The sequence below is a fragment of the Nocardia vaccinii NBRC 15922 genome, from assembly GCF_001613305.1.
Lineage (GTDB): Bacteria > Actinomycetota > Actinomycetes > Mycobacteriales > Mycobacteriaceae > Nocardia > Nocardia vaccinii.
In genome coordinates this window covers 103,867-122,913 of record NZ_BDCC01000009.1, presented here as the reverse complement: position 1 = coordinate 122,913, position 19,047 = coordinate 103,867, and the positions used below count along the sequence as shown (strand labels likewise).

Sequence of the window (19,047 nt, the reverse complement as noted above, 5' to 3'; positions counted from 1 at the left end):
ACGTACGCTACGGGAGTTTCCGGGGGAGCGGTCGCGCTTTCGCCGGATCCATGAGATTTCGGCGGTCGCACATATCTCCGGGGAATTCGCACGCGATTCATGGCCGTACACGCCGAAGGCCCGTGCACTGCCGGGAAACCTCTGGGAGTCTGTCGGGCATGGTGAGCGTGCATTCGGCGGTGTCGGTGATCACGGCCAAGCGGGACGGTGGGGAGTTGTCGGATGAGCAGATCGACTGGGTGATCGGCGGATTCACCCGGGGTGAGGTGGCCGACGAGCAGATGTCGGCCTTGGCGATGGCGATTCTGCTGCGCGGGATGAACCGGCGCGAGATCGCCCGCTGGACGGGCGCGATGATCGAGTCCGGACAGCGGATGAGCTTCGCCGATCTCCCGCGCCCGACCGTGGACAAACACTCGACCGGCGGTGTGGGGGACAAGATCACCCTGCCGCTGGCACCGCTGGTCGCGGCATGCGGTGCGGCCGTGCCGCAGTTGTCCGGACGCGGTCTGGGGCATACCGGCGGCACCCTGGACAAGCTCGAGTCGATTCCCGGGTGGCGAGCCGATATCTCGGTTCCGGATATGCGCCGGGTACTGGCGGATCCGGCGATCGCCGCGGTGGTCTGCGCCGCCGGTGCCGATCTGGCGCCCGCCGACAAGCGGCTCTACGCGTTGCGGGACGTCACCGGGACCGTGGAATCTATTCCGCTGATCGCCAGCTCGATCATGAGCAAGAAGATCGCCGAGGGCACCGCGGCGCTGGTACTGGACGTCAAGGTCGGGGCGGGCGCGTTCATGAAAACGCTCGATACGGCGCGCGAATTGGCCAGGGCCATGGTCGAGCTGGGCGTCGACGCGGGCCTGCGCACCGTGGCGCTGCTGACCGGGATGGACACCCCGCTCGGCCGGACCGCGGGTAATGCCCTCGAGGTTGCCGAAGCGGTCGAGGTGCTCTCCGGCGCGGGGCCCGCCGATGTGGTCGAGCTGACCCTCGCCCTGGCCCGGGAGATGCTGGCACAGGCCGGAATCCACGACGTCGATCCGGCGGACGCGCTGGCCGACGGCCGAGCCATGGACCACTGGAAGGCGATGATCCGGGCGCAAGGCGGCGATCCGGACGCCGCGCTGCCCGTTGCCGCGCACACCGAGGTCGTCACCGCCGAACGATCCGGCACGCTGACCCGTCTCGACGCGATGGGCGTCGGCCTGGCCGCCTGGCGTCTCGGGGCCGGGCGCGCCCGCCAGGGTGATCCGGTCCAATTCGGCGCGGGCGTCGAGATGCACGCGAAGCCCGGTGCGGACGTTGTCGCGGGCCAGCCCCTGCTCACCCTGCACACCGACACACCCGAGGCATTTCCGGCCGCGCTCGAGGCGCTGCGCGACGCTTATGCGATCGATGCCGCGCCGACCGCGTCCGCTGCGATCGCGTCCACTTCCGGCCCGTCCGTGCCTGCCCCGTCCAGCTGGGACCCGACCGTGCCCGCCGCCATCGTGCTCGACCGCATCGAACCCTGAGCGCACCGTGCCCCCCGCCGCGCTCCTGGCCGCATCACCTCCAGCGTGGTCGCCCCCGGATTCCGGCCACGCGGCCTCGGGCGATACCGTGCGCCCGGCCGATCCGGCGCGCGGTCGCTTCGGGCGCCTTCGCCGCTTGCGGTCGGATGTTCAGCACCTCCGTCCGGTTCCACGGCCGGTGACCGGCCCGTCTGGTTCTGCGGATTCCGGTCGCGTCGCATTGCTGAGCCATCTCCATCTCTGCCGCACCACTGCACCTCGGCCGCATTCGGTACACCGGCACGCAACAACTGATTCCGTGAACACATGGGTAACCTTCCGGGGACGGGCTGACCTGGCCACTCGTCGACCGCCGGCCGCCGACGCCACGTGCCCGGCACACGAATCCGGCCCGAGGCGCGGGGAGGCGGGATGAGCTAGCGTCGATACATGACTGGACCGATGCCTTTGACTCTTGCCTCGATCCGCCAGGCCCCGAAGGCCGTGCTGCACGACCATCTCGACGGTGGATTGCGTCCCGCGACCGTGCTGGATCTTGCGGCACAGTGCGGCTACGACCAGCTACCCGCGCAGGACGCCGCCGCGCTGGGCAACTGGTTCCGCGATGCGGCAGACAGCGGATCGCTCGAGCGATATCTGGAAACCTTCGCGCACACCACCGCCGTCATGCAGACCGCCGAGGGTCTGCACCGGGTGGCCCGCGAATGCGCCCTGGACCTGGCCGAGGACGGCGTGGTGTACGCCGAGGTGCGTTTCGCGCCCGAACAACATCTGGAGCGCGGCCTCTCCCTGGACGAGGTCGTCGAACACACCCTGGCGGGCTTCCGTGAGGGCGAACAGCTGGCCGCCGAGGCGGGCATGCCCATCCGGGTCGTGTGCCTGCTCACCGCCATGCGGCACGCGGCGCGCTCACTCGAGATCGCGGAGCTGACCGTGCGGTGGCGCGATCGCGGCGTGGGCGGATTCGATATCGCCGGGGCCGAGGCGGGCTACCCGCCCAGCCGGCACCTGGACGCCTTCGAATACATGCGGGCCAACTGCGCGCACTTCACCATTCACGCCGGTGAGGCGTTCGGCCTGCCGTCCATCCACGAGGCCGTCGCGTTCTGCGGCTGTGAGCGGCTCGGCCACGGCGTGCGCATCACCGACGACATCAGCGACTCCGAATCCGAGCCGAAACTCGGATTGGTCGCCAATTATGTTCGGGACCAGCGGATTCCGCTCGAGCTGTGTCCGTCCTCGAATGTGCAGACCGGCGCGGTGACCTCGCTGGAGAAGCACCCGTTCGACCTGCTGGCCCGGCTGCGATTCCGCGTCACGGTCAACACCGACAACCGGTTGATGAGCGACACCAGCATGAGCCGCGAAATGCTCAAACTGGTGAATACGTTCGGCTACGGCTGGAGCGACCTGGAACGCTTCACCATCAATGCCATGAAGTCCGCCTTCATCGCGTTCCCCGAACGTCTGCGCATCATCGACGAGGTGATCAAACCCGGCTACGCGGTGTTGCTCGGCTGACCTCCTGCCTCAATCGCGCGAGAATGCCGCGGCCGCAGCCATTTCCAGGTCCTGGTAGGGCTTGCCGCTGACGTCCTCGATGACCTGGTGCATGGTTCCCCCGGTGAACGGGAACGGCGCGCGGTAGCGCACGGAAACGGACTGGCCGTTGTCGCGGCCGATGCGGATCCCCTCCCCGACCCCGGAGAATACGACGGGTTGAGTCCGCATGTCGTCGAGTGAGCCGACGGGATTCTCATCGATGTAGAGAACGCCCTCACCGGTTGGTGTGAAGTTGTCCGGGCGGGTTCCGCGGCGTTCGTACCGGACTCCGAGAATGTGATCGCCCACCGGTACCGGGCGATCGGAGACGATGGTCTGTTCTTCCTCGCCGAGGAAGTTGTAGGTGTAGTACAGGTGGCCGTCCTTGACGTACAGGGTGTGTCCGCCGAGCCGGCCGCCATGGGCGAACAGCACCCCCTGGACATCCGCACTGTCGATCGTCGTCTTTGCCAGCAGCGCGAACGATCGTCCTCTGATCTCCAGCGCCGCACCGGGTCCCACCTCCGCGCTACCGGGATAGTAGACAGCGCTGTCCCGCTCCGCCGTGTACGTCGGGCGGTAGCGGGTCATCGTGGAGATGAAGTCGAGATCATTGAGCGGCAGGCCGTTGTATCGCGCGGCCTCGGAGAACCACAGCGCCTTCATTTCCTCGAGCTTCTCGGGATGACGGTCGGCGAGGTCGTGAATCTGGCTGCGGTCCTGCTCGATGTGGAACAGCTCCCAGCGATCCTGGTCGAAATGGCCCCAGCCGGACGGGCATGCGGCGTGGATGGCGTCGGCGAACCAGCCGCGATGCCAGATGCCGCGCGTGCCCAGCATCGAATAGAACTGTGTGTGCTTGCCGACGTCCGCGTCGGCGTCCTCGAACAGCGCCCGGAAATTGATCCCTTCCAGCGGACGCTGCCGCACGTGCTTCACCGTCTCCGGGGGCGTGATGCCGAGTAGGTCGTAGACGGTAGGGGTGATATCGCAGACGTTCAGGTACTGGTGGCGCACCTCGCCGCGGGCCGCTATCCCGGCAGGCCACGACATGAGGCAGGGGTCGGCTATCCCGCCTTCGTGCGACGCGTATCGCTTGTACAGCTTGTACGGGGTGTTGAACGCCATCGCCCACCCGATGCTGTAGTGGTTGTAGGTGGTCGGCGAGCCCAGCTCGTCGAGTTTGGCCAGACTGTCCTCGATGGTGTCGATGTAGCCGTTGAAGAACTTCATCTCGTTGGCCGAGCCGTTCGGGCCACCCTCGCCGCTGGCGCCGTTGTCCGAGAAGGCGACGACGATGGTGTTGTCCAGCTGGCCGCTTTCCTCGAGATAGTCCAGCAGCCGGCCGATCTGCGCGTCGGTGTAGGACAGGAATCCCGCGAAGACCTCCGCCTGCCGAGCGAACAACCGCCTCTCGTCCTCCGACAGCGAATCCCAGGCTCGCACGGTGTCCTGCATCGGCCACGGCTTACCGTCCGCGCTGGTCACATTCGCGTACGGGTTCATAGGCGACAACTCGGTGTTCTCCGGCACCAGACCCATGCGCTTCTGGTTCTCCAGGACGATCTCGCGATACTTCTCGTAGCCCATGTCGAACCGGCTGCGATATTTGTCGGCCCACTCCCGTGGCACGTGATGCGGCGCATGCCCGGCCCCAGGGCACAGGTAGGTGAACCACGGCTTGTCGGGTGCGATCACCTTCGCATCGCGAATGAATTCGATCGTTTTGTCGGCCAGATCTTTCGACAGGTGATACCCGTCCTCCGGTGCGTACGGCTGCGCGACCGGGTGATTGTCGTACACCAGATTCGGATACCACTGGTCGGCCTCTCCGCCCAGGAATCCGTAGAAGCGATCGAACCCGCGCGCCAGCGGCCAATGCCGCTTCGAGGCGGCCAGATTCTCCTCTTCGAGGGGCGTCATATGCCATTTTCCGACCGCGTACGTATTCCACCCGTGCTCCGCGAGGACCTCCGAGCACAGTGCGGTTTCGTCCGGTATCCGGCCACACATGCTCGGGAACCCGTCGGAGAACTCCTCGATGGTCGCCATGCCGACGGAGGTCGCGTTTCTCCCGGTCAGGAGCGAGGCACGCGTCGGTGAACACAGGGCGGTGGTGTGGAACTGCGTGAACTGCAGGCCACGATCTGCGATCCGCTTCATATTCGGCATCTCGACCAGACCGCCGTAGCAGTCCCAGGTGCCGATTCCGATGTCGTCCCACACCAGGTACAGGACGTTCGGCGCGTCCTGCGGTGCGGTCGGCTCCGCGAAAGGCCGCCAGTCGGCCTCCGAATCACGGATGTCGAGCGCGATTCTTCCCTCGAACTTCCTGACCATCATCCACCTCCGTAACGAGAACTGCGCATTTGGCATACACGCGCGAACATCGATCGATGTGGAGTCGGTTGTTCAGTGAGCGTACGACGTCGCACCGCCGTATGTCACCAGGTCGAAGGTCGGCAGCGACCATCGAAATCTCCCGCTCCCGGCGACGGGCCGAAGTCGCCGGGACGCGGGACGGTCAGCCCTTGTGCAGACGGGCTTCGAAGGAGCGTTCCAGGGCGCGCCAGGCTTCGGCCTCGGCGGCGAAGGGGGCGCTGGGCGCCAGCCTGCCCGGGTCGGGTTCGAGCAGATACGAGACGTACGAACCGAGCGAGGTGGACTTGGCCAGTGCCTGCTCCACGGCGTCGTCGTCGGCGTAATCGGCTGCGTCGGTGAACAATTCGACCGCGAGATCGAGCTGATCGAGATCGACGGCCTCGGGGCCCTCGGCCAGATCGTCGGCCAGGCCGGGCAGGACGTAGACGTTCTCGTCGGAGACCTCCACCTCCAGCGATCCGTCGATCGCCGCCGTGTGCACCTCGCCGTACGTGCTCACCGCGGCCAGATCGTGATCGTGGTCGTCGGCCAGGTAACGGGCCAGGGCGCGCTCGGATCCGAAGACCGTGATCTGGCCGTTGCTGCCGAGGAACACCGGCTCGTCGTCGAGGTAGCAACGCAGTGTGAAGAATTGGCCTTCAGAGGTGACGATCCGGACCGGGTCGATACCGACTCCGTGCCAGAAGGTCTCGTCCTCGTCCTCGGCTTCTTCGTCCTCGGCATCGAGATCGACGTGCTCGATCTCGTCGTCCTCGTCGTTCTCGGCGGCATCCTCGGCGTCGACGATATTCTGTTCCGCCGCAAGCAGTTCCGCCTCGGCGACCGATACGGCATCCGCATCGACCTCCGGCGATTTCACCACTCCGTCGATGGCGTCCACGACCGCGTCCCAGTCCTTGACGATGGCCGCGCCGATCTGCCCCCACACTTCCTCGCCCTCGCGGCCGAAGAAGGCGTTCACGCCCGCGTGCAGCGCGCCGATCTCCGGATGCGAGTCGAAGAACTTGGTCACCACCTCGAGTTCGCACACATCGCCGATCGTGCGAGCCATATCGAGCGTCGCGTCGAGTTCGGCGATGATATCCGGGTCGGGATCGCCCGCCGCCAGTTCCGGCACCGCGACCAGATCGAAGATGTGCTCGTCCTCGGGCTCCAGCTCCGCGGCCGACAATCCGGCGATGACCTTCCATGCCGGATGGTCGACCAGATCGTTGTCGTCGTTGGTCCGGATGAACGCGACCAGCTCCGCGACCGAGTCGAAACCGTACAGCGAGTCCTCGTGTCCGAGGAATGCCTCCCACTCGTCCTCACCGTCGCGCCAGCGCGGTGCCCATAGGGTGACGAGATCGCCGTCGGTCAGGCCGAGCTCGATCGGGACGATGTCTCCAGAAGCCATGACCGTGAGCCTATCGACCCTGCGCCTGTGGCACTATTCGGCCCGCCCCCCAACATTTCCCGCCTGCGGTGCTGTGAAGCTCGAATTGAGCGTCGCCACGACCGCGGAGCGCTGTTCGCCCGCATCCTGGGCCGCCTGGGTGCAGGCCTGAATGATGGCCTGGCCCACCTCGACAGGCGGACGCGAGGTGATCGACTCGGCCAGCCGCAGCCCGACCAGGGCGCCGTCGCTGTTCACCTCGACGCTGATCAGGCCATCGTCGGTGGTGTGCTTACCGCGCACCTGCCCGAGGCCGTGCAGTGCGGCCTCGAGGGCCTCCAGCTTCTCCGTCGCGGCGGCGACGAGAGCGTCCATCTCTGCACTCATACCCTCACACCTGCCTCATCCAGCTCGTGGGTCCGGTGTCCTCGTCGTCCATGCGATCCAGCTCGTCCACGGCGGTCTGACGAGTGGGCAGGCCGAGCTTGTCGAGGATCTCGACCGGCATGCCCGACTCGGCCAGCAGCTCCCGCCGCCGCGCCTTGGCCACGATCGCCGAACGCTTGGTCAGGCGCAGGATCTCGGCGGCCAGAGCCTGTGCGCCGTAACGATATTCGCTGCGCTCGAACTTGATCTCCACCGGCATGCCCTGATCGGTCGCGCGCACGCTGATGGTCCCGGAACGATTGGTGCTCGAGGCGACCGTGACGTTCGGGATCTCCTTCTGCGGCTGCGGCGCGCTCATGACGTGGGCCTGTAGAAGCCGTGGAACGCCATTCCCATGTTCTCCGTTCGAATCGCGTCGATCTGAACCGGATCTCCGGCCTCGACCATCTTTCCGTTACCCACCACCATGGCGACGTGACCATCCCAGATGGCCAGGTCGCCGGGCATCACATCGCCGGGGCCGACCTGTGTGGCGCCCTGACTCTGATCGGCCGCCAGGCGGGGCAGGTCGACACCGGCCTGGCCGTACGCGTATTTGGTCAGACCGCTGCAATCCAGGCCCTGACCAGGTGTGTTACCGCCCCACACATACGGGGTGCCGCAGCATTTGATCGCGGCGTTCACCGCCGTCGCGGCCTTCTGATTGGGCGCTTCGACCTTGGTCCCGTCGGGCAGCGTGATCATCACGCCGCCGTTCTTGGTGGTCTTGTCGGTGCTGCTGTTGGCCGCGGTGGAGGTCTTCGATGCCTTCGCCGAGGCGGGGGTGGTCAGCGAACCGACCGCCGAACCACCGCTGGACAAGACGCCGCCGAGCAGCGACGACGCCGTCTCCGCGCCGCTGCCGGCCTGGGAGATCAGCGAGGCCGTGTTGACCGGGGTGGCGACCGTGGACGGGGTGGACGGAGCCGGGGTCAGCTGCGTCATCGAGGCGGTGTGCGTGTCGAGATCCGAACGCACCTGCCCGACCACGCCCACCGCCTGGCCGAAGTGGTCGATCGCCGAGGTGACCACCGTCGTCAGGCCCACGGGTGTGGTGGCCGCGGGGCCGAGCACGTTCACCTGGTGCACGAAGTCCTGCAGGATTCCGGCGAGCTTCTGCTGGCCGGTCTGCACCGTGGAGGCGGCCTGGCTGACCACATCGGCCATGCTGGTGCCGCGATCGGAGATGTTCGCCGCGGAGGTCTGCACCTGCATCGCCTTGTCCATCGCGGCGTCACCGGCGCGGCCGTTCCAGGCGTCGGTCATCTGGTTGATGCTCGTGCTGCCGGCCTTGTGAATGCCGTCCAACGTCGTGGAGGTCTGGCGCAGCGCATCCGCGGGGCCGCCGGCGGGCAGCACACCGGTGCCGAAACTGGCGACCAGATCCACCAGCGGTTTGGCCAGGGCGTCGAGATCGATCCCGGCGATCATGCCTGCAGCTCTTCCTGCACGGCGCGCATGGCGGTGACGCGCTCGGCGTCGTTCTCCGCGTAGCTCACCGAGGCGCCGGCCGCGGCGGTGCCCATGGTGCCGAGCACCGCGGACAGCTGGCCGATCGAGGCCACGTGCCCGGCGTGGGCGGCGGAGTACGCGGTGAGGAAATCACCACCGACGAGCCCGAAGATCGGGCCGAGCAGGGCCGGATCGGCGGCTGCCGCCGCGGTTGCGGCCGAGGCCATTTCACCGGCCAGCCCACCGGCTGTCGCACCGTAGGCGGCAAGGCCCTCGGTGTCGACCGAGATCTTTGGCATCACAATCCCCCATCGTGCTGGTCTGGTGGCAGATTACGTCATCCGAGTGGTTTGACGCAGGCGCCACGAGAACGGTTCCACTCCGCGAGCGAGAAAATCCCGGACGGAGTGCGGGCCGAGCCCCGGCGCAAACCTTATCGTTCCCTCATGCGAACGCACACCGTGGATCATCCGCTCGCTTCCACTCTGCTGACCATCATGCGCGATGAGCGCACACCCAACCCGGCTTTCCGTGGCGCACTGCGGGATCTGACCGGAATCCTCATCTACGAGGCATTGCGCGAGGCCCCGCTGACGACGTTCGAGATCAGCACACCGGTGGCGGCCACCGAGGGGGTGCGGCTGGCCCATCCGCCACTGCTCGTGCCGGTGTTGCGGGCCGGGCTCGGCATGGTCGACGCCGCCAGTGAGCTGATCCCCGAATCACGCGTCGGCTTCGTCGGCATCGCCCGCGACGAGCGCACCCATCAGCCGGTGCCGTATATGGAGTCCTTGCCCGAATCCCTGGCCGGAGTACCGGTATTCGTGCTGGACCCGCTGCTGGCGACCGGCGGTTCGATGCGGCACACCCTGGAACTGCTGGACGCCCGCGACGCCACGGATATCACCGCGGTGTGCGTCGTCGCCGCGCCGGAGGGCATCGCGGCGCTCGAACAGTCCGGTCTGCCGGTCCGGCTGGTCACCGCGACGATCGATACCGGACTCAACGAAAACGCCTACATCGTCCCCGGTCTCGGCGATGCGGGGGATCGTCAGTTCGGTCCGCGCTGAACCACTGGAGCTCAGCGGCTTTCGAAATACTTGCGCAGGTCGGACAAATGTTGTGCGGCAGCCTGTTTCGCCTCTGGCAACGCCGCCCGGGACGATACCGGCTCGATCACCTCGAGATAGCACTTGAGCTTGGGCTCGGTGCCCGAGGGGCGGACCACGACGCGCTGCGTGTCCGCTTCGAAGATCAGCGCGTCGGTGCGCATCGGTCCGCGCACCTGCGCCATATCGGTGCAGGTGACCGGCGTCCCGGCGATGGCGTCCGGCGGATTCTCGCGCAGCTTTTCGAGAACCTGTGCGGCAGCGTCCTGATCGGCCAGCCGCAGGACACGATCGTGGTCGCCACCAGAGCGTCGGCGGGTGCGCTGCACAGCACGAAATCGCCCAGCAGCACACCGGTTTCGTCACCGCGCAACATGCGGTGGCCCCGCGGTCCGGGCAGCGCGACCGCGCATCGATCCGCATCGGGATCCAGCGCGATCGCCAGATCGGCATCGATTCGATCGGCCAGTGCGAGCAGCAGATCCGCGGCGCCCGGCTCCTCCGGATTCGGGAAATCGACGGTCGGGAAATCCGGGTCCGGCGCGAACTGCTCGACCACCACCTGCACATCGGTGAATCCGGCCGCGTGCAGCGCCGCGACGGCGAGTTCCCCGCCCACGCCGTGCATCGGCGTCAGCGCGATCCGGAGTTTGTTGCGCCGCAACGGAATCGGGACGACCTTCGAAGAGGTCACCGACGCCCGGCTCGCGTCGCCGATGGCCGGTGAGCCGGTCACCGGGTCTGGACCGCCGGCCGCCGCGGCGGCTCGGTCGCGCGAGGCTTCGGCCCCGCCGGTTCGGGTTTCGGGTCCGTCGAGCCGTGCATCGGGACGCGGATCGGCCGTACCGGGCGGCGTACCGGTGCTGCCGGGGAATGTGTCGGGGCCACCGAGCCGGGCGGGCAGGGTCGCGACGCGGTCGAGATAGCGGCGGACGATCTCCTCGCCCAGTTCGGCGATGGGAGTGCCGGGTGGGAGCGCGAGCAGTTGCGGGTCGGGGGAGGTCGGCCGCGGATCGGCGCGGGGAATCGGTTGGCGCACCGCTTCGATGCGCTGTTCGATCTCCGTGTCGGCGGGCGGGATCAGCTGAGAGCCGCCGCTGAGGTACACCTTGTAGCCGTTGTCGGTGGCCGGATTGTGTGATGCGGTGATCTGCACTCCGGCCACGGCGCCGAGTTCGCGCACCGCGAAGGCCACGACCGGGGTGGGCAGCGGGCGCGGCAGCGGCAGGACCGAGAATCCGGCGGCGGCGAGGACTTCCGCGGTGGCCGTGGCGAATTCGGCCGATCCGTGCCGGGCGTCGCGGCCGACGATCACCACGCCCCCGGCCGGACAACGCTCGCGCAGCCAGTCGGCGAGTCCGGCGGTGGCACGCAACACCGTGTCCACGTTCATCCCGTCCGGGCCGTCCCGCAGCGGTCCCCGCAGACCGGCCGTCCCGAATCGCAGCATCAGCACAATCCTTTCCGGCACATCAGGTTTCCGGCACTTCGGCTTCCGGTGCGGCCGCACCGAACCGGCGCGGTTCGCGAGTTCGCCGCCTCAGATGCGTTCGAGCACTCCGCGCAGCAGTTTGCCCAGGCGCGGGGCGGCGGCGCGTCCCTCGGCGAGCACCTCGGCGTGCGAGAGTGGTTCGCCCGTCACTCCGGCGGCCGGATTCGTGACCAGTGAGATGCCCAGTACCCGGGCGCCCAGCGCGCGACACGCGATGGCCTCCAGAACCGTCGACATGCCGACCAGATCCGCGCCGACCGCGCGGAGCATGCGGATCTCGGCGGGCGTCTCGTACTGCGGCCCGGTCAGCCCCGCGTACACGCCCTCGGTCAGGGCTGGATCGACTTCCTTTGCCAGGCCGCGCAATTCGGGATCCCACGCGTCGACCAGATCGACGAACGCGGGACCGTCGAGCGGCGTGCGCCCGGTGAGGTTCAGATGATCGGAGATCAGCACCGGGTCGCCGACCCGCAGTCCGGACCGGATCCCGCCGGCCGCATTCGTGAGCAGGACGGTGTCCGCTCCGGACGCGATCGCCGTGCGCACCCCGTGCACCACCTGCGCGGGGTCGTATCCCTCGTACAGATGCTGACGGCCCATCATCAGCAGGACGGGGGAATCGTTCACCGTCACCGAATGTACGGTGCCCTGGTGGCCCTGGGCGGTGGGCGCGTCGAATCCGGGCAGTTCGGTCATGGGCACCGTCGCCGCCGGGACGCCGATCTCGGTGGCGGCGTCCTGCCAGCCCGACCCGAGTACGACGGCGATGCGGTGGTGTGGAACTCCGGTGCGCTCGGCCAGCGCCGCCGCGGCCTGTTCGGCAAGCATGTGGTTCACGATAGTGCGGTACCTCACGGCGTGCGGTTTCCGGGTGACCTGCCGTCGTACGGAGTGCCTGGTAGCGTCGCGCACGCCCGGACCCGCAGTACGCGGGTGGACGTCGTGTCGAAAATGTGGTGGGAACAGAGTTGTGACTGCGCGTGAGCTCGTCGTGCTGGGGACGGCCAGCCAGGTGCCGACCCGCCGGCGTAACCACAACGGGTATCTGCTGCGCTGGGACGGCGAGGGGTTGCTGTTCGATCCCGGCGAGGGCACCCAGCGGCAGATGTCGTTCGCGGGCGTATCGGCGGCCTCGATCACCCGGATCTGCCTGACCCACTTCCACGGCGACCACTGCCTCGGCCTGCCGGGGGTGCTCGCGCGCTTGAACCTGGATCAGGTGACGCATCCGGTCGACATCTGCTTCCCGGCGGAGGGCCGCGAGTTCTATTGCAGACTGCGCGATGTGGTGCCGTTCTTCGCCGGTCTGCGCGAACAGCCGATCGACGCGCCGGGGCCGATCCCGTTGCCGGGCACCGCGTTCGCGGTCGAGGCGATCCGGCTGGACCATCGCGTCGAAACGTTCGGCTACCGGTTGATCGAGCCCGACGGCCGGCGCATCCTGCCCGAGCGACTGGCCGAATTCGGAATCTCCGGACCGGATGTCGGCCGTCTGCAGCGCGAGGGTTCGCTGCGGCTGTCCCAGGGGCGGGTCGTCACCCTGGACGAGGTCTCCACCTTGCGCCGGGGGCAGCGCTTCGCCTTCGTCATGGACACCCGAATGTGTTCCGGCGTAGCGGAATTGGCGCAGGACGCGGATATGCTCGTGATCGAGGCCACTTTCCTGGACGCCGATGCCGGGCTGGCGCACGAGTACGGTCACCTCACCGCCGCGCAGGCCGCGCAGGTGGCCCAGGCGGCGGGCGTGCGAACCCTGGTGCTCACCCATTTCTCCCAGCGATACGCCGATCTCGAGGACCACCGGCTCGAGGCGAGCAAATACTTCGACGGTGAGCTGGTCGTGGCCGAGGATCTGATGCGCGTGCCGGTACCGACTCGCCGGTAACTTGTGCGGTGGCGTCGTTATGCTGCTGCGTATGCCGTATTTGGAACGTGACGGGGATGTGTTCGTGCTCTACCTCGGCAACGAGGGCCAGACCGATACCGAGAACCGCTTCCATCCCGACTGGATCGACGCCTTCCACGGGGTGCTGGACGAGGTCGAACAGGCCGGCGTCACGTCCGAGCAGCCGAATCCACCGGCCGCGCTGGTCACCGTCTCGACCGGCAAGTTCTTCAGCAACGGACTGGACACCGACTGGCTGTTCGGCAACTTCGACCGCAGCGGCTGGTATCTGGACCGGGTGCACAGCATGTTCAGCCGGCTGCTCACCTTCCCGATGGCCACGGTCGCAGCCGTGAACGGTCACGCCTTCGGCGCGGGCGCGATGCTGGCCACCTCGCACGATTTCCGGGTGATGCGCGCCGATCGCGGCTACTGGTGCCTGCCGGAGGTCCATCTGGGCATGCCGTTCACGGTGGCGATGAACGCGCTGGTGACCGAGCGGTTGACCAATCAGGTCGCGGTCGAGGCGATGACCACCGGACGTCGCTACGGCGCGGACGACGCGATCGCCGCCGGAATCGTCGACGCCAAGGCCGATGCGGACGCCCTGCTGGCCGCCGCGGTCGAACGGGCCGCCGCGCTGACCGGTAACCGCAAGCCGAATCTGCCGGTCATCAAGCGCGCCCTGCACGGCCGCGCGCTGTCCGGGCTCGCGGTGCCGACCACCCAGGACAACCTGGCCTTCCAGGTCTGACCGACGCGGTACGCCCGCGATCGCCGGCACCGGGCTCGCGAGCGTCCCGGCCAACACCGCGCAACCTCGCGGTCGGGTGCGAGACTGATGCCATGGCATATCGCGGCGCCGACCCACAGCCCGAGCCCGCGGGTCCGCCGCCGGACCCGGTCCTCGCGGCGGCCGATCCGACGCTCACCGCGGCCGCCGACGCCGGGATCGCCCGCGTCGCCGCGGAGCTGGTCGCGCTGTCCCACTCGATCCACGCCGAACCCGAACTGGCCTTCGCCGAGGTCCGCAGCGCCGCCAAAACCCTCGCGCCGCTGCGCGAGCGCGGATTCACCGTCGACGCGGGAGTTGCCGGACTGGATACCGCCTTCACCGCGACCTACGGTCACGGTCCCCTCGTCGTGGGAATCTGCGCCGAATACGACGCGTTGCCAGAGATGGGCCATGCCTGCGGGCACAACATCATCGCCGCCGCGGCGGTGGGTGCCGCGCTCGGGCTGGCCGAGGTGGCCGATGCGTGCGGGATCACGGTGAAGGTCTTCGGCACGCCGGCCGAGGAGAGCGGTGGTGGCAAGGTGCTCATGCTCGAGCGCGGTGTGTTCGACGGTGTGGCGATGGTGATGATGATCCATCCGGGGCCGCACGACATCGTCGGTGCGCGCTCGCTGGCCCTGGCCGATCTGTCGATCACGTACCGCGGCCGGGCCGCACACGCCAGCGCGGCTCCCGAACGCGGCCGGAATGCCGGTGACGCGGTCACCATCGCGCAGGTCGCGTTGGGGTTGCTGCGTCAACATCTCGCGCCCGGGCAGCAACTGCACGGTATAGTCGAATCCGGCGGCGTGGCCCCCAATATCGTGCCCGAGCACGCGGAACTGCTGTATTACCTACGGGCAGCCGACTCCGCATCCCTGGACGATCTGATGCGACGCGCATCGGCTTGTTTCGAGGCGGGAGCGCTGGCAACCGGAACCACCCACGACATCCGGACGCTCGCACCCACATACACCGAGCTCACACCCGATTCGGCAGTACTGTGGGCCTACCGCGAGCAGCTCGCCGGTATCGGACGCGTACCGCTACCGCCCGAACTCGAGGCGGCACGTCCACTGGGCAGCACCGATATGGGCAACGTCACCAATGTCATCCCGGGCATCCATCCGGTCATCGGGATCGATGCCGCGGGATCGGTGACGCATCAGCCGCAATTCGCGGCCGCGTGCGTCACCGAGTCCGCGGATGCGGCGGTGGTCGACGGAGCCACGGTGTTGGCGCGTACCGCGATACAAGTTGCGGGCGATCAATTCCATAGGGAACGGTTGTTGGAACACAGCGTTCAGCGACAGGAGGATTTTCGGTGAGCACAGACGGCCGAGCCGCGGCGGCGGGCCCGGACACGACGGCCTCGGCGGACGAACCCGGCAGTCCGGCCGCGGGGCGCGCGATCGTCGGCGCGTGGCTCCGCGACAACGCGGATGATCTCATCGGGTGGCGGCGGCATCTGCACACCAACCCGGAGTTGTCCCGCACCGAATTCGCGACCACCGAATTCGTGGAGTCCTGGCTGGTCAAGGCCGGACTCGAGCCTCGCAAACTGCCCACCGGCACCGGTCTGCTGTGTGATATCGGCCCCGCCGGCCCGCGGATCGCCCTGCGCGCGGACATGGACGCGCTGCCGCTGCAGGAGTACACCGGGCTGCCCTTCGCCTCGACCGTGCCGGGCGTCTCGCACGCCTGCGGTCACGACGCGCACACCGCGATTCTGCTCGGCGTGGCCTCGGCGCTGGCCGAGGTGCCCGGTCTGCCGGTCGGCGTGCGGCTGGTGTTCCAGCATGCCGAGGAGGTCATGCCCGGCGGAGCGATCGATATGGTCGCCGCGGGCGCGATGGAGGGCGTCTCGCGGACGTTCGCGCTGCACTGCGATCCCCGGCTCGAGGCCGGGCGGGTCGGGGTGCGGGTGGGTGCGATCACCTCGGCCGCGGACACCGTGGAGCTGGTGTTGGACTCGCCCGGCGGACACACCTCGCGACCGCATCTGACCAGCGATCTGGTGTACGCGATCGGCACCGTCATCACCGGCCTGCCCGGACTGCTGAGCCGTCGGATCGATCCGCGCACCAGCACCGTGATGGTGTGGGGTGCGGTCTCGGCGGGCAAGGCCCCCAACGCGATTCCGCAGACCGGCATGCTCACCGGAACCGTGCGCACCGGCGATCACGCGACCTGGTCGCTGCTCGAGCCGACGGTGCGTGAGATCGTCGACGGCCTGCTCGCGCCCACGGGCGTGCGGTATCAACTGAACTACAAGCGCGGCGTCCCGCCGGTGGTCAACGACGAACACGCCACCCGGATGTTCGAGGACGCCATCCGCGCGATCGGTCCCGACGCGCTGGCCGACACTCCGCAGTCCGGCGGCGGCGAGGACTTCTCCTGGTATCTCGAACAGGTGCCCGGCGCGATGGCCCGCCTGGGTGTGTGGTCCGGCCACGGCGACCAGCTCGACCTCCATCAGCCCACCTTCGACCTGGACGAACGCGCCCTGGCCGTCGGCGTGCGCGTACTCACCAACCTGGTCTTGAACGCGAGCTAGCGCACTTCCGCTCCGGGGCGGCCGCATCCACACCGGATGCGGCCGTTGCGTTTCGAACCCACGTCACCTGGGAAGCCGCCGCCCGAGAATCGGGCACGATCACCCAGCGCCGGGGCCCACGTTGCGTGAGTTCCGGGTGCGCAGCGCGTGGACGTATTCGGCTGGGGCTCCGGCCTTTTCGGCGGCGTCGGCGATCACGCCGATGTAGCGGGCCGAAGGCAGGCCGCCTTCGTAGGCGTCCAGGACGTACAGCCAGGCGAGCACGGGTTGCGAGCCGGTGCCCGAACTCGGGGTGACGCGCAGCCGGATCTTCTTGTGGATGCCGAAATCCGAGCCCTCCCAGCGATCAAGGCTCGCCTCGTCCTCGTCGGGGACGTCGTACAGCACGACGAACACCCGAGCCCCGGGCTCCTCGACCACCGTCGCCAGCGGTCCCTCCCAGCCGATATCGTCCCCGGCGAAGGTCAGGCGCCAGCCCTCCAACCAACCGGTTCCGTACACGGGGGAGTGCGGACAGCGCTTGAGCATCTGCTCGGGATCCATATTGGATCCATATGCGGCGTATATCGGCACCAGGCAAGAGTATCGAATGACCGCGCGCACTCGCCCCCATCCCGCCCATCCGATATCCGGCATCCGGACCGGGCGTCCCGTGGCAACCGCTCGGACGTGCGCGAAATCGCCCGCGAACGAATCGGTGTGCGATTCACCGCCGCGCCGGTGGGATGGTCCAGCGATCGCCGGGCACTCGGCGTCACCGCACGCGGCGGTAGCCCGGTGACGACCGCGCACGGGGCCGCAAACATGCGGCGGCCGAGCCTGCGTGTCGGCGCACAGATACCCTTTCCACGACCGGAGATCCCGATCGAACAGCACGAAGGCGGAGGTATCCATGACCCGCATTGCAATCATCGGCGGCGGCCCGGCGGGCTACGAGGCCGCATTGGTGGCCGCCGCGCACGGCGCGGAGGTCACGGTGATCGATCGCGACGGCGTCGGTGGTGCATGCGTGCTGTGGGACTGCGTGCCCTCCAAGACGTTCATCGCCTCCACCGGTGTGCGCACCGATCTGCGCCGCGCCCGCGACCTGGGGATCACCCTGCATCCGGCGCAGGCCCAGGTGCGATTGTCCGAGGTGAACTCCCGGGTCAAGGCTCTCGCGCAGGCGCAATCCTCCGATATCCGCGCCAAACTCCAGGCCGCCGGGGTCACCATCCTCAACGGGGACGGTGAGCTGATCGATCAGATTCCTGGCCTGGCCACGCATATGGTGCGGGCCAGGATGGTCGACGGCGGGGAACGGGTGCTCGAGGCCGAGGTGGTGCTGATCGCCACCGGCGCGAGCCCGCGCGTGCTGCCCGGCGCCGAACCGGACGGTGAGCGAATCCTGAACTGGCGGCAGCTGTACGACCTGCAGGAACTGCCGAAGACCCTGGTGGTCGTCGGATCCGGTGTCACCGGTGCGGAATTCGTCAACGCCTACACCGAGATGGGCGTGCAGGTGAAACTCGTGTCCAGCCGGGACCGGATGATGCCCGGCGAAGACGCCGACGCCGCGCTGGTGCTCGAGGACGCGCTGGCCGAACGCGGTGTGGAACTGGTCAAGCAGGCGCGCGCGGACGCGGTGGAGCGCACCGCGGACGGAATCGTGGTCAAACTCTCCGACGGTCGCACGGTCACCGGCTCGCATGCCCTGATGACGGTGGGTTCGACCCCGAACACCGGCAACCTCGGCCTGCAGCGGATCGGCATCGAACTGGACCGCGGCGGCTACCTTCGAGTGGACCGGGTCTCGCGCACGTCGGTTCCGGGCGTGTACGCCGCGGGCGACTGCACCGGACTGCTCCCGCTGGCCTCGGTGGCGGCGATGCAGGGCCGGATCGCGATGTACCACGCACTCGGCGAAGGGGTGCAGCCGATCCGGCTCAAGACGGTGGCCTCGGCGGTGTTCACCCGTCCCGAGATCGCCACGGTCGGCGTGAGCCAGAACGCGATCGATGACGGTGAGGTCCCGGCGCGCACGGTGATGCTGCCGCTGAACACCAATCCCCGGGCCAAGATGTCCGGGCTGCGCCGCGGTTTCGTGAAGATCTTCTGTCGCCCCGCGACCGGTGTGGTGATCGGTGGTGTGGTGGTGGCCCCGATCGCCTCCGAGCTGATCCTGCCGATCGCGATGGCGGTGCAGAACAATCTCACCGTGAACGACCTGGCGCAAACCTTCTCGGTGTATCCGTCGCTGTCCGGTTCGATCACCGAGGCGGCTCGCCAGTTGATGCGGCACGACGACCTGGGTTAGCCCTGGCGGCACGGCCTTCGGCGAGGCCGCCGGCGACACCCGATCAGTCCCCTCGACGACGGGTAATACGGGAACGAGTGCGTTTGCGCCACTGGGAATTCGGTTCATGTTGCCGGAAACCTGTTCGTATGATTCACTTCCCGCAGAGATGTGAGTGGTGGGTCGGTTGGCGGGTTTCGTGTGCGGGGGATGGTGCCTTTCCCGACCGGAATTCGCGAGCGGCCTCCGGGGTCGCGCCA

Annotated in this window: 18 protein-coding genes; 8 read left to right on the top strand and 10 right to left on the bottom strand. The window is 68.1% G+C overall.

Annotated features, from left to right (window positions below; genetic code table 11):
* Positions 1 to 167: 167 nt before the first annotated feature.
* On the top strand, positions 168 to 1,517 hold the full coding sequence (locus tag NV1_RS05245) for a thymidine phosphorylase (protein WP_218026928.1): 1,350 nt from the start codon (positions 168 to 170) through the stop codon (positions 1,515 to 1,517).
* 429 nt (positions 1,518 to 1,946) lie between these two features.
* Positions 1,947 to 3,038, top strand: coding sequence for an adenosine deaminase (locus NV1_RS05240; RefSeq protein ID WP_067886063.1), 1,092 nt, complete (start codon positions 1,947 to 1,949; stop codon positions 3,036 to 3,038).
* A 9-nt stretch (positions 3,039 to 3,047) separates the two neighbouring features.
* On the opposite strand, the gene NV1_RS05235 is transcribed toward NV1_RS05240, so the two are convergent.
* From NV1_RS05235 to NV1_RS05210, 6 genes are all read right to left on the bottom strand, one after another.
* A complete protein-coding gene (locus tag NV1_RS05235) occupies positions 3,048 to 5,399 on the bottom strand; it encodes an arylsulfatase (protein ID WP_067886667.1) in 2,352 nt (783 codons plus the stop codon).
* A gap of 184 nt (positions 5,400 to 5,583) precedes the next feature.
* The gene (locus NV1_RS05230) at positions 5,584 to 6,837 is read right to left on the bottom strand and encodes a SatS C-terminal domain-containing protein (RefSeq protein ID WP_067886061.1); all 1,254 of its coding nucleotides are present in this window, start codon (positions 6,835 to 6,837) and stop codon (positions 5,584 to 5,586) included.
* A 33-nt stretch (positions 6,838 to 6,870) separates the two neighbouring features.
* On the bottom strand, positions 6,871 to 7,203 hold the full coding sequence (locus NV1_RS05225) for a YbaB/EbfC family nucleoid-associated protein (RefSeq protein ID WP_067886059.1): 333 nt from the start codon (positions 7,201 to 7,203) through the stop codon (positions 6,871 to 6,873).
* Positions 7,204 to 7,207: 4 nt separating this feature from the next.
* Positions 7,208 to 7,561 (bottom strand): hypothetical protein, encoded by a 354-nt coding sequence (locus NV1_RS05220; protein ID WP_067886058.1) that lies wholly within the window; start codon positions 7,559 to 7,561, stop codon positions 7,208 to 7,210.
* Positions 7,558 to 8,673 (bottom strand): NlpC/P60 family protein, encoded by a 1,116-nt coding sequence (locus NV1_RS05215; RefSeq protein ID WP_067886056.1) that lies wholly within the window; start codon positions 8,671 to 8,673, stop codon positions 7,558 to 7,560. The genes NV1_RS05220 and NV1_RS05215 overlap by 4 nt, the downstream gene beginning before the upstream one ends.
* Positions 8,670 to 8,993: a DUF2563 family protein gene (locus tag NV1_RS05210; RefSeq protein ID WP_067886054.1), complete on the bottom strand. Its 324-nt coding sequence runs from the start codon at positions 8,991 to 8,993 to the stop codon at positions 8,670 to 8,672. Before NV1_RS05210 ends, NV1_RS05215 begins: the two co-directional genes overlap by 4 nt.
* Before the next feature lie 147 nt (positions 8,994 to 9,140).
* Here NV1_RS05210 and upp point away from each other — a divergent pair, with 147 nt between their 5' ends.
* Entirely contained in the window at positions 9,141 to 9,764 is a 624-nt protein-coding gene (gene upp, locus NV1_RS05205) for a uracil phosphoribosyltransferase (RefSeq protein ID WP_067886052.1), read from the top strand.
* Between the two features lie 11 nt (positions 9,765 to 9,775).
* Here the strand turns inward: upp and NV1_RS45480 are convergent, their stop codons facing one another.
* From NV1_RS45480 to NV1_RS05190, 3 genes are all read right to left on the bottom strand, one after another.
* On the bottom strand, positions 9,776 to 9,967 hold the full coding sequence (locus tag NV1_RS45480; RefSeq protein WP_245713561.1) for a hypothetical protein: 192 nt from the start codon (positions 9,965 to 9,967) through the stop codon (positions 9,776 to 9,778).
* Positions 9,949 to 11,253 (bottom strand): phosphohexomutase domain-containing protein, encoded by a 1,305-nt coding sequence (locus NV1_RS45475; protein WP_245713560.1) that lies wholly within the window; start codon positions 11,251 to 11,253, stop codon positions 9,949 to 9,951. The genes NV1_RS45480 and NV1_RS45475 overlap by 19 nt, the downstream gene beginning before the upstream one ends.
* Positions 11,254 to 11,343: 90 nt before the next feature.
* Positions 11,344 to 12,123, bottom strand: coding sequence for a purine-nucleoside phosphorylase (locus NV1_RS05190; protein WP_067886665.1), 780 nt, complete (start codon positions 12,121 to 12,123; stop codon positions 11,344 to 11,346).
* Positions 12,124 to 12,265: 142 nt separating this feature from the next.
* Between NV1_RS05190 and NV1_RS05185 the strand changes: the two genes are divergently transcribed.
* The 4 genes from NV1_RS05185 (at position 12,266) to NV1_RS05170 (ending at position 16,512) form a co-directional block, all read left to right on the top strand.
* Entirely contained in the window at positions 12,266 to 13,180 is a 915-nt protein-coding gene (locus NV1_RS05185) for a ribonuclease Z (RefSeq protein ID WP_067886046.1), read from the top strand.
* Between the two features lie 31 nt (positions 13,181 to 13,211).
* Positions 13,212 to 13,934: an enoyl-CoA hydratase-related protein gene (locus NV1_RS05180; protein ID WP_067886663.1), complete on the top strand. Its 723-nt coding sequence runs from the start codon at positions 13,212 to 13,214 to the stop codon at positions 13,932 to 13,934.
* Between the two features lie 92 nt (positions 13,935 to 14,026).
* Positions 14,027 to 15,283 carry a M20 family metallopeptidase gene (locus NV1_RS05175; RefSeq protein WP_084525099.1) on the top strand — a complete coding sequence of 419 codons (1,257 nt, stop codon included), beginning with the start codon at positions 14,027 to 14,029 and terminating at the stop codon, positions 15,281 to 15,283.
* Positions 15,284 to 15,366: 83 nt separating this feature from the next.
* Positions 15,367 to 16,512, top strand: coding sequence for a M20 family metallopeptidase (locus NV1_RS05170; RefSeq protein ID WP_067886660.1), 1,146 nt, complete (start codon positions 15,367 to 15,369; stop codon positions 16,510 to 16,512).
* Between the two features lie 99 nt (positions 16,513 to 16,611).
* On the opposite strand, the gene NV1_RS05165 is transcribed toward NV1_RS05170, so the two are convergent.
* A complete protein-coding gene (locus NV1_RS05165; protein WP_040819344.1) occupies positions 16,612 to 17,085 on the bottom strand; it encodes a gamma-glutamylcyclotransferase family protein in 474 nt (157 codons plus the stop codon).
* 319 nt (positions 17,086 to 17,404) lie between these two features.
* On the opposite strand from NV1_RS05165, the gene NV1_RS05160 reads away from it, so the two are divergent.
* Positions 17,405 to 18,808, top strand: a complete 1,404-nt coding sequence (locus NV1_RS05160; protein WP_067886044.1) for an NAD(P)H-quinone dehydrogenase — start codon at positions 17,405 to 17,407, stop codon at positions 18,806 to 18,808.
* Positions 18,809 to 19,047 lie beyond the last annotated feature (239 nt).

Bases quoted from the DNA above. Each gene is read 5' to 3' on its own strand.
- NV1_RS05240 (WP_067886063.1), top strand. From the start codon at position 1,947: ATGACTGGACCGATGCCTTTGACTCTTGCCTCGATCCGCCAGGCCCCG.
- NV1_RS05235 (WP_067886667.1), bottom strand. From the start codon at position 5,399: ATGGTCAGGAAGTTCGAGGGAAGAATCGCGCTCGACATCCGTGATTCG.
- NV1_RS05230 (WP_067886061.1), bottom strand. From the start codon at position 6,837: ATGGCTTCTGGAGACATCGTCCCGATCGAGCTCGGCCTGACCGACGGC.
- NV1_RS05225 (WP_067886059.1), bottom strand. From the start codon at position 7,203: ATGAGTGCAGAGATGGACGCTCTCGTCGCCGCCGCGACGGAGAAGCTG.
- NV1_RS05220 (WP_067886058.1), bottom strand. From the start codon at position 7,561: ATGAGCGCGCCGCAGCCGCAGAAGGAGATCCCGAACGTCACGGTCGCC.
- NV1_RS05215 (WP_067886056.1), bottom strand. From the start codon at position 8,673: ATGATCGCCGGGATCGATCTCGACGCCCTGGCCAAACCGCTGGTGGAT.
- NV1_RS05210 (WP_067886054.1), bottom strand. From the start codon at position 8,993: ATGCCAAAGATCTCGGTCGACACCGAGGGCCTTGCCGCCTACGGTGCG.
- upp (WP_067886052.1), top strand. From the start codon at position 9,141: ATGCGAACGCACACCGTGGATCATCCGCTCGCTTCCACTCTGCTGACC.
- NV1_RS45480 (WP_245713561.1), bottom strand. From the start codon at position 9,967: ATGCGCACCGACGCGCTGATCTTCGAAGCGGACACGCAGCGCGTCGTG.
- NV1_RS45475 (WP_245713560.1), bottom strand. From the start codon at position 11,253: ATGCTGCGATTCGGGACGGCCGGTCTGCGGGGACCGCTGCGGGACGGC.
- NV1_RS05190 (WP_067886665.1), bottom strand. From the start codon at position 12,123: ATGCTTGCCGAACAGGCCGCGGCGGCGCTGGCCGAGCGCACCGGAGTT.
- NV1_RS05180 (WP_067886663.1), top strand. From the start codon at position 13,212: ATGCCGTATTTGGAACGTGACGGGGATGTGTTCGTGCTCTACCTCGGC.
- NV1_RS05175 (WP_084525099.1), top strand. From the start codon at position 14,027: ATGGCATATCGCGGCGCCGACCCACAGCCCGAGCCCGCGGGTCCGCCG.
- NV1_RS05160 (WP_067886044.1), top strand. From the start codon at position 17,405: ATGACCCGCATTGCAATCATCGGCGGCGGCCCGGCGGGCTACGAGGCC.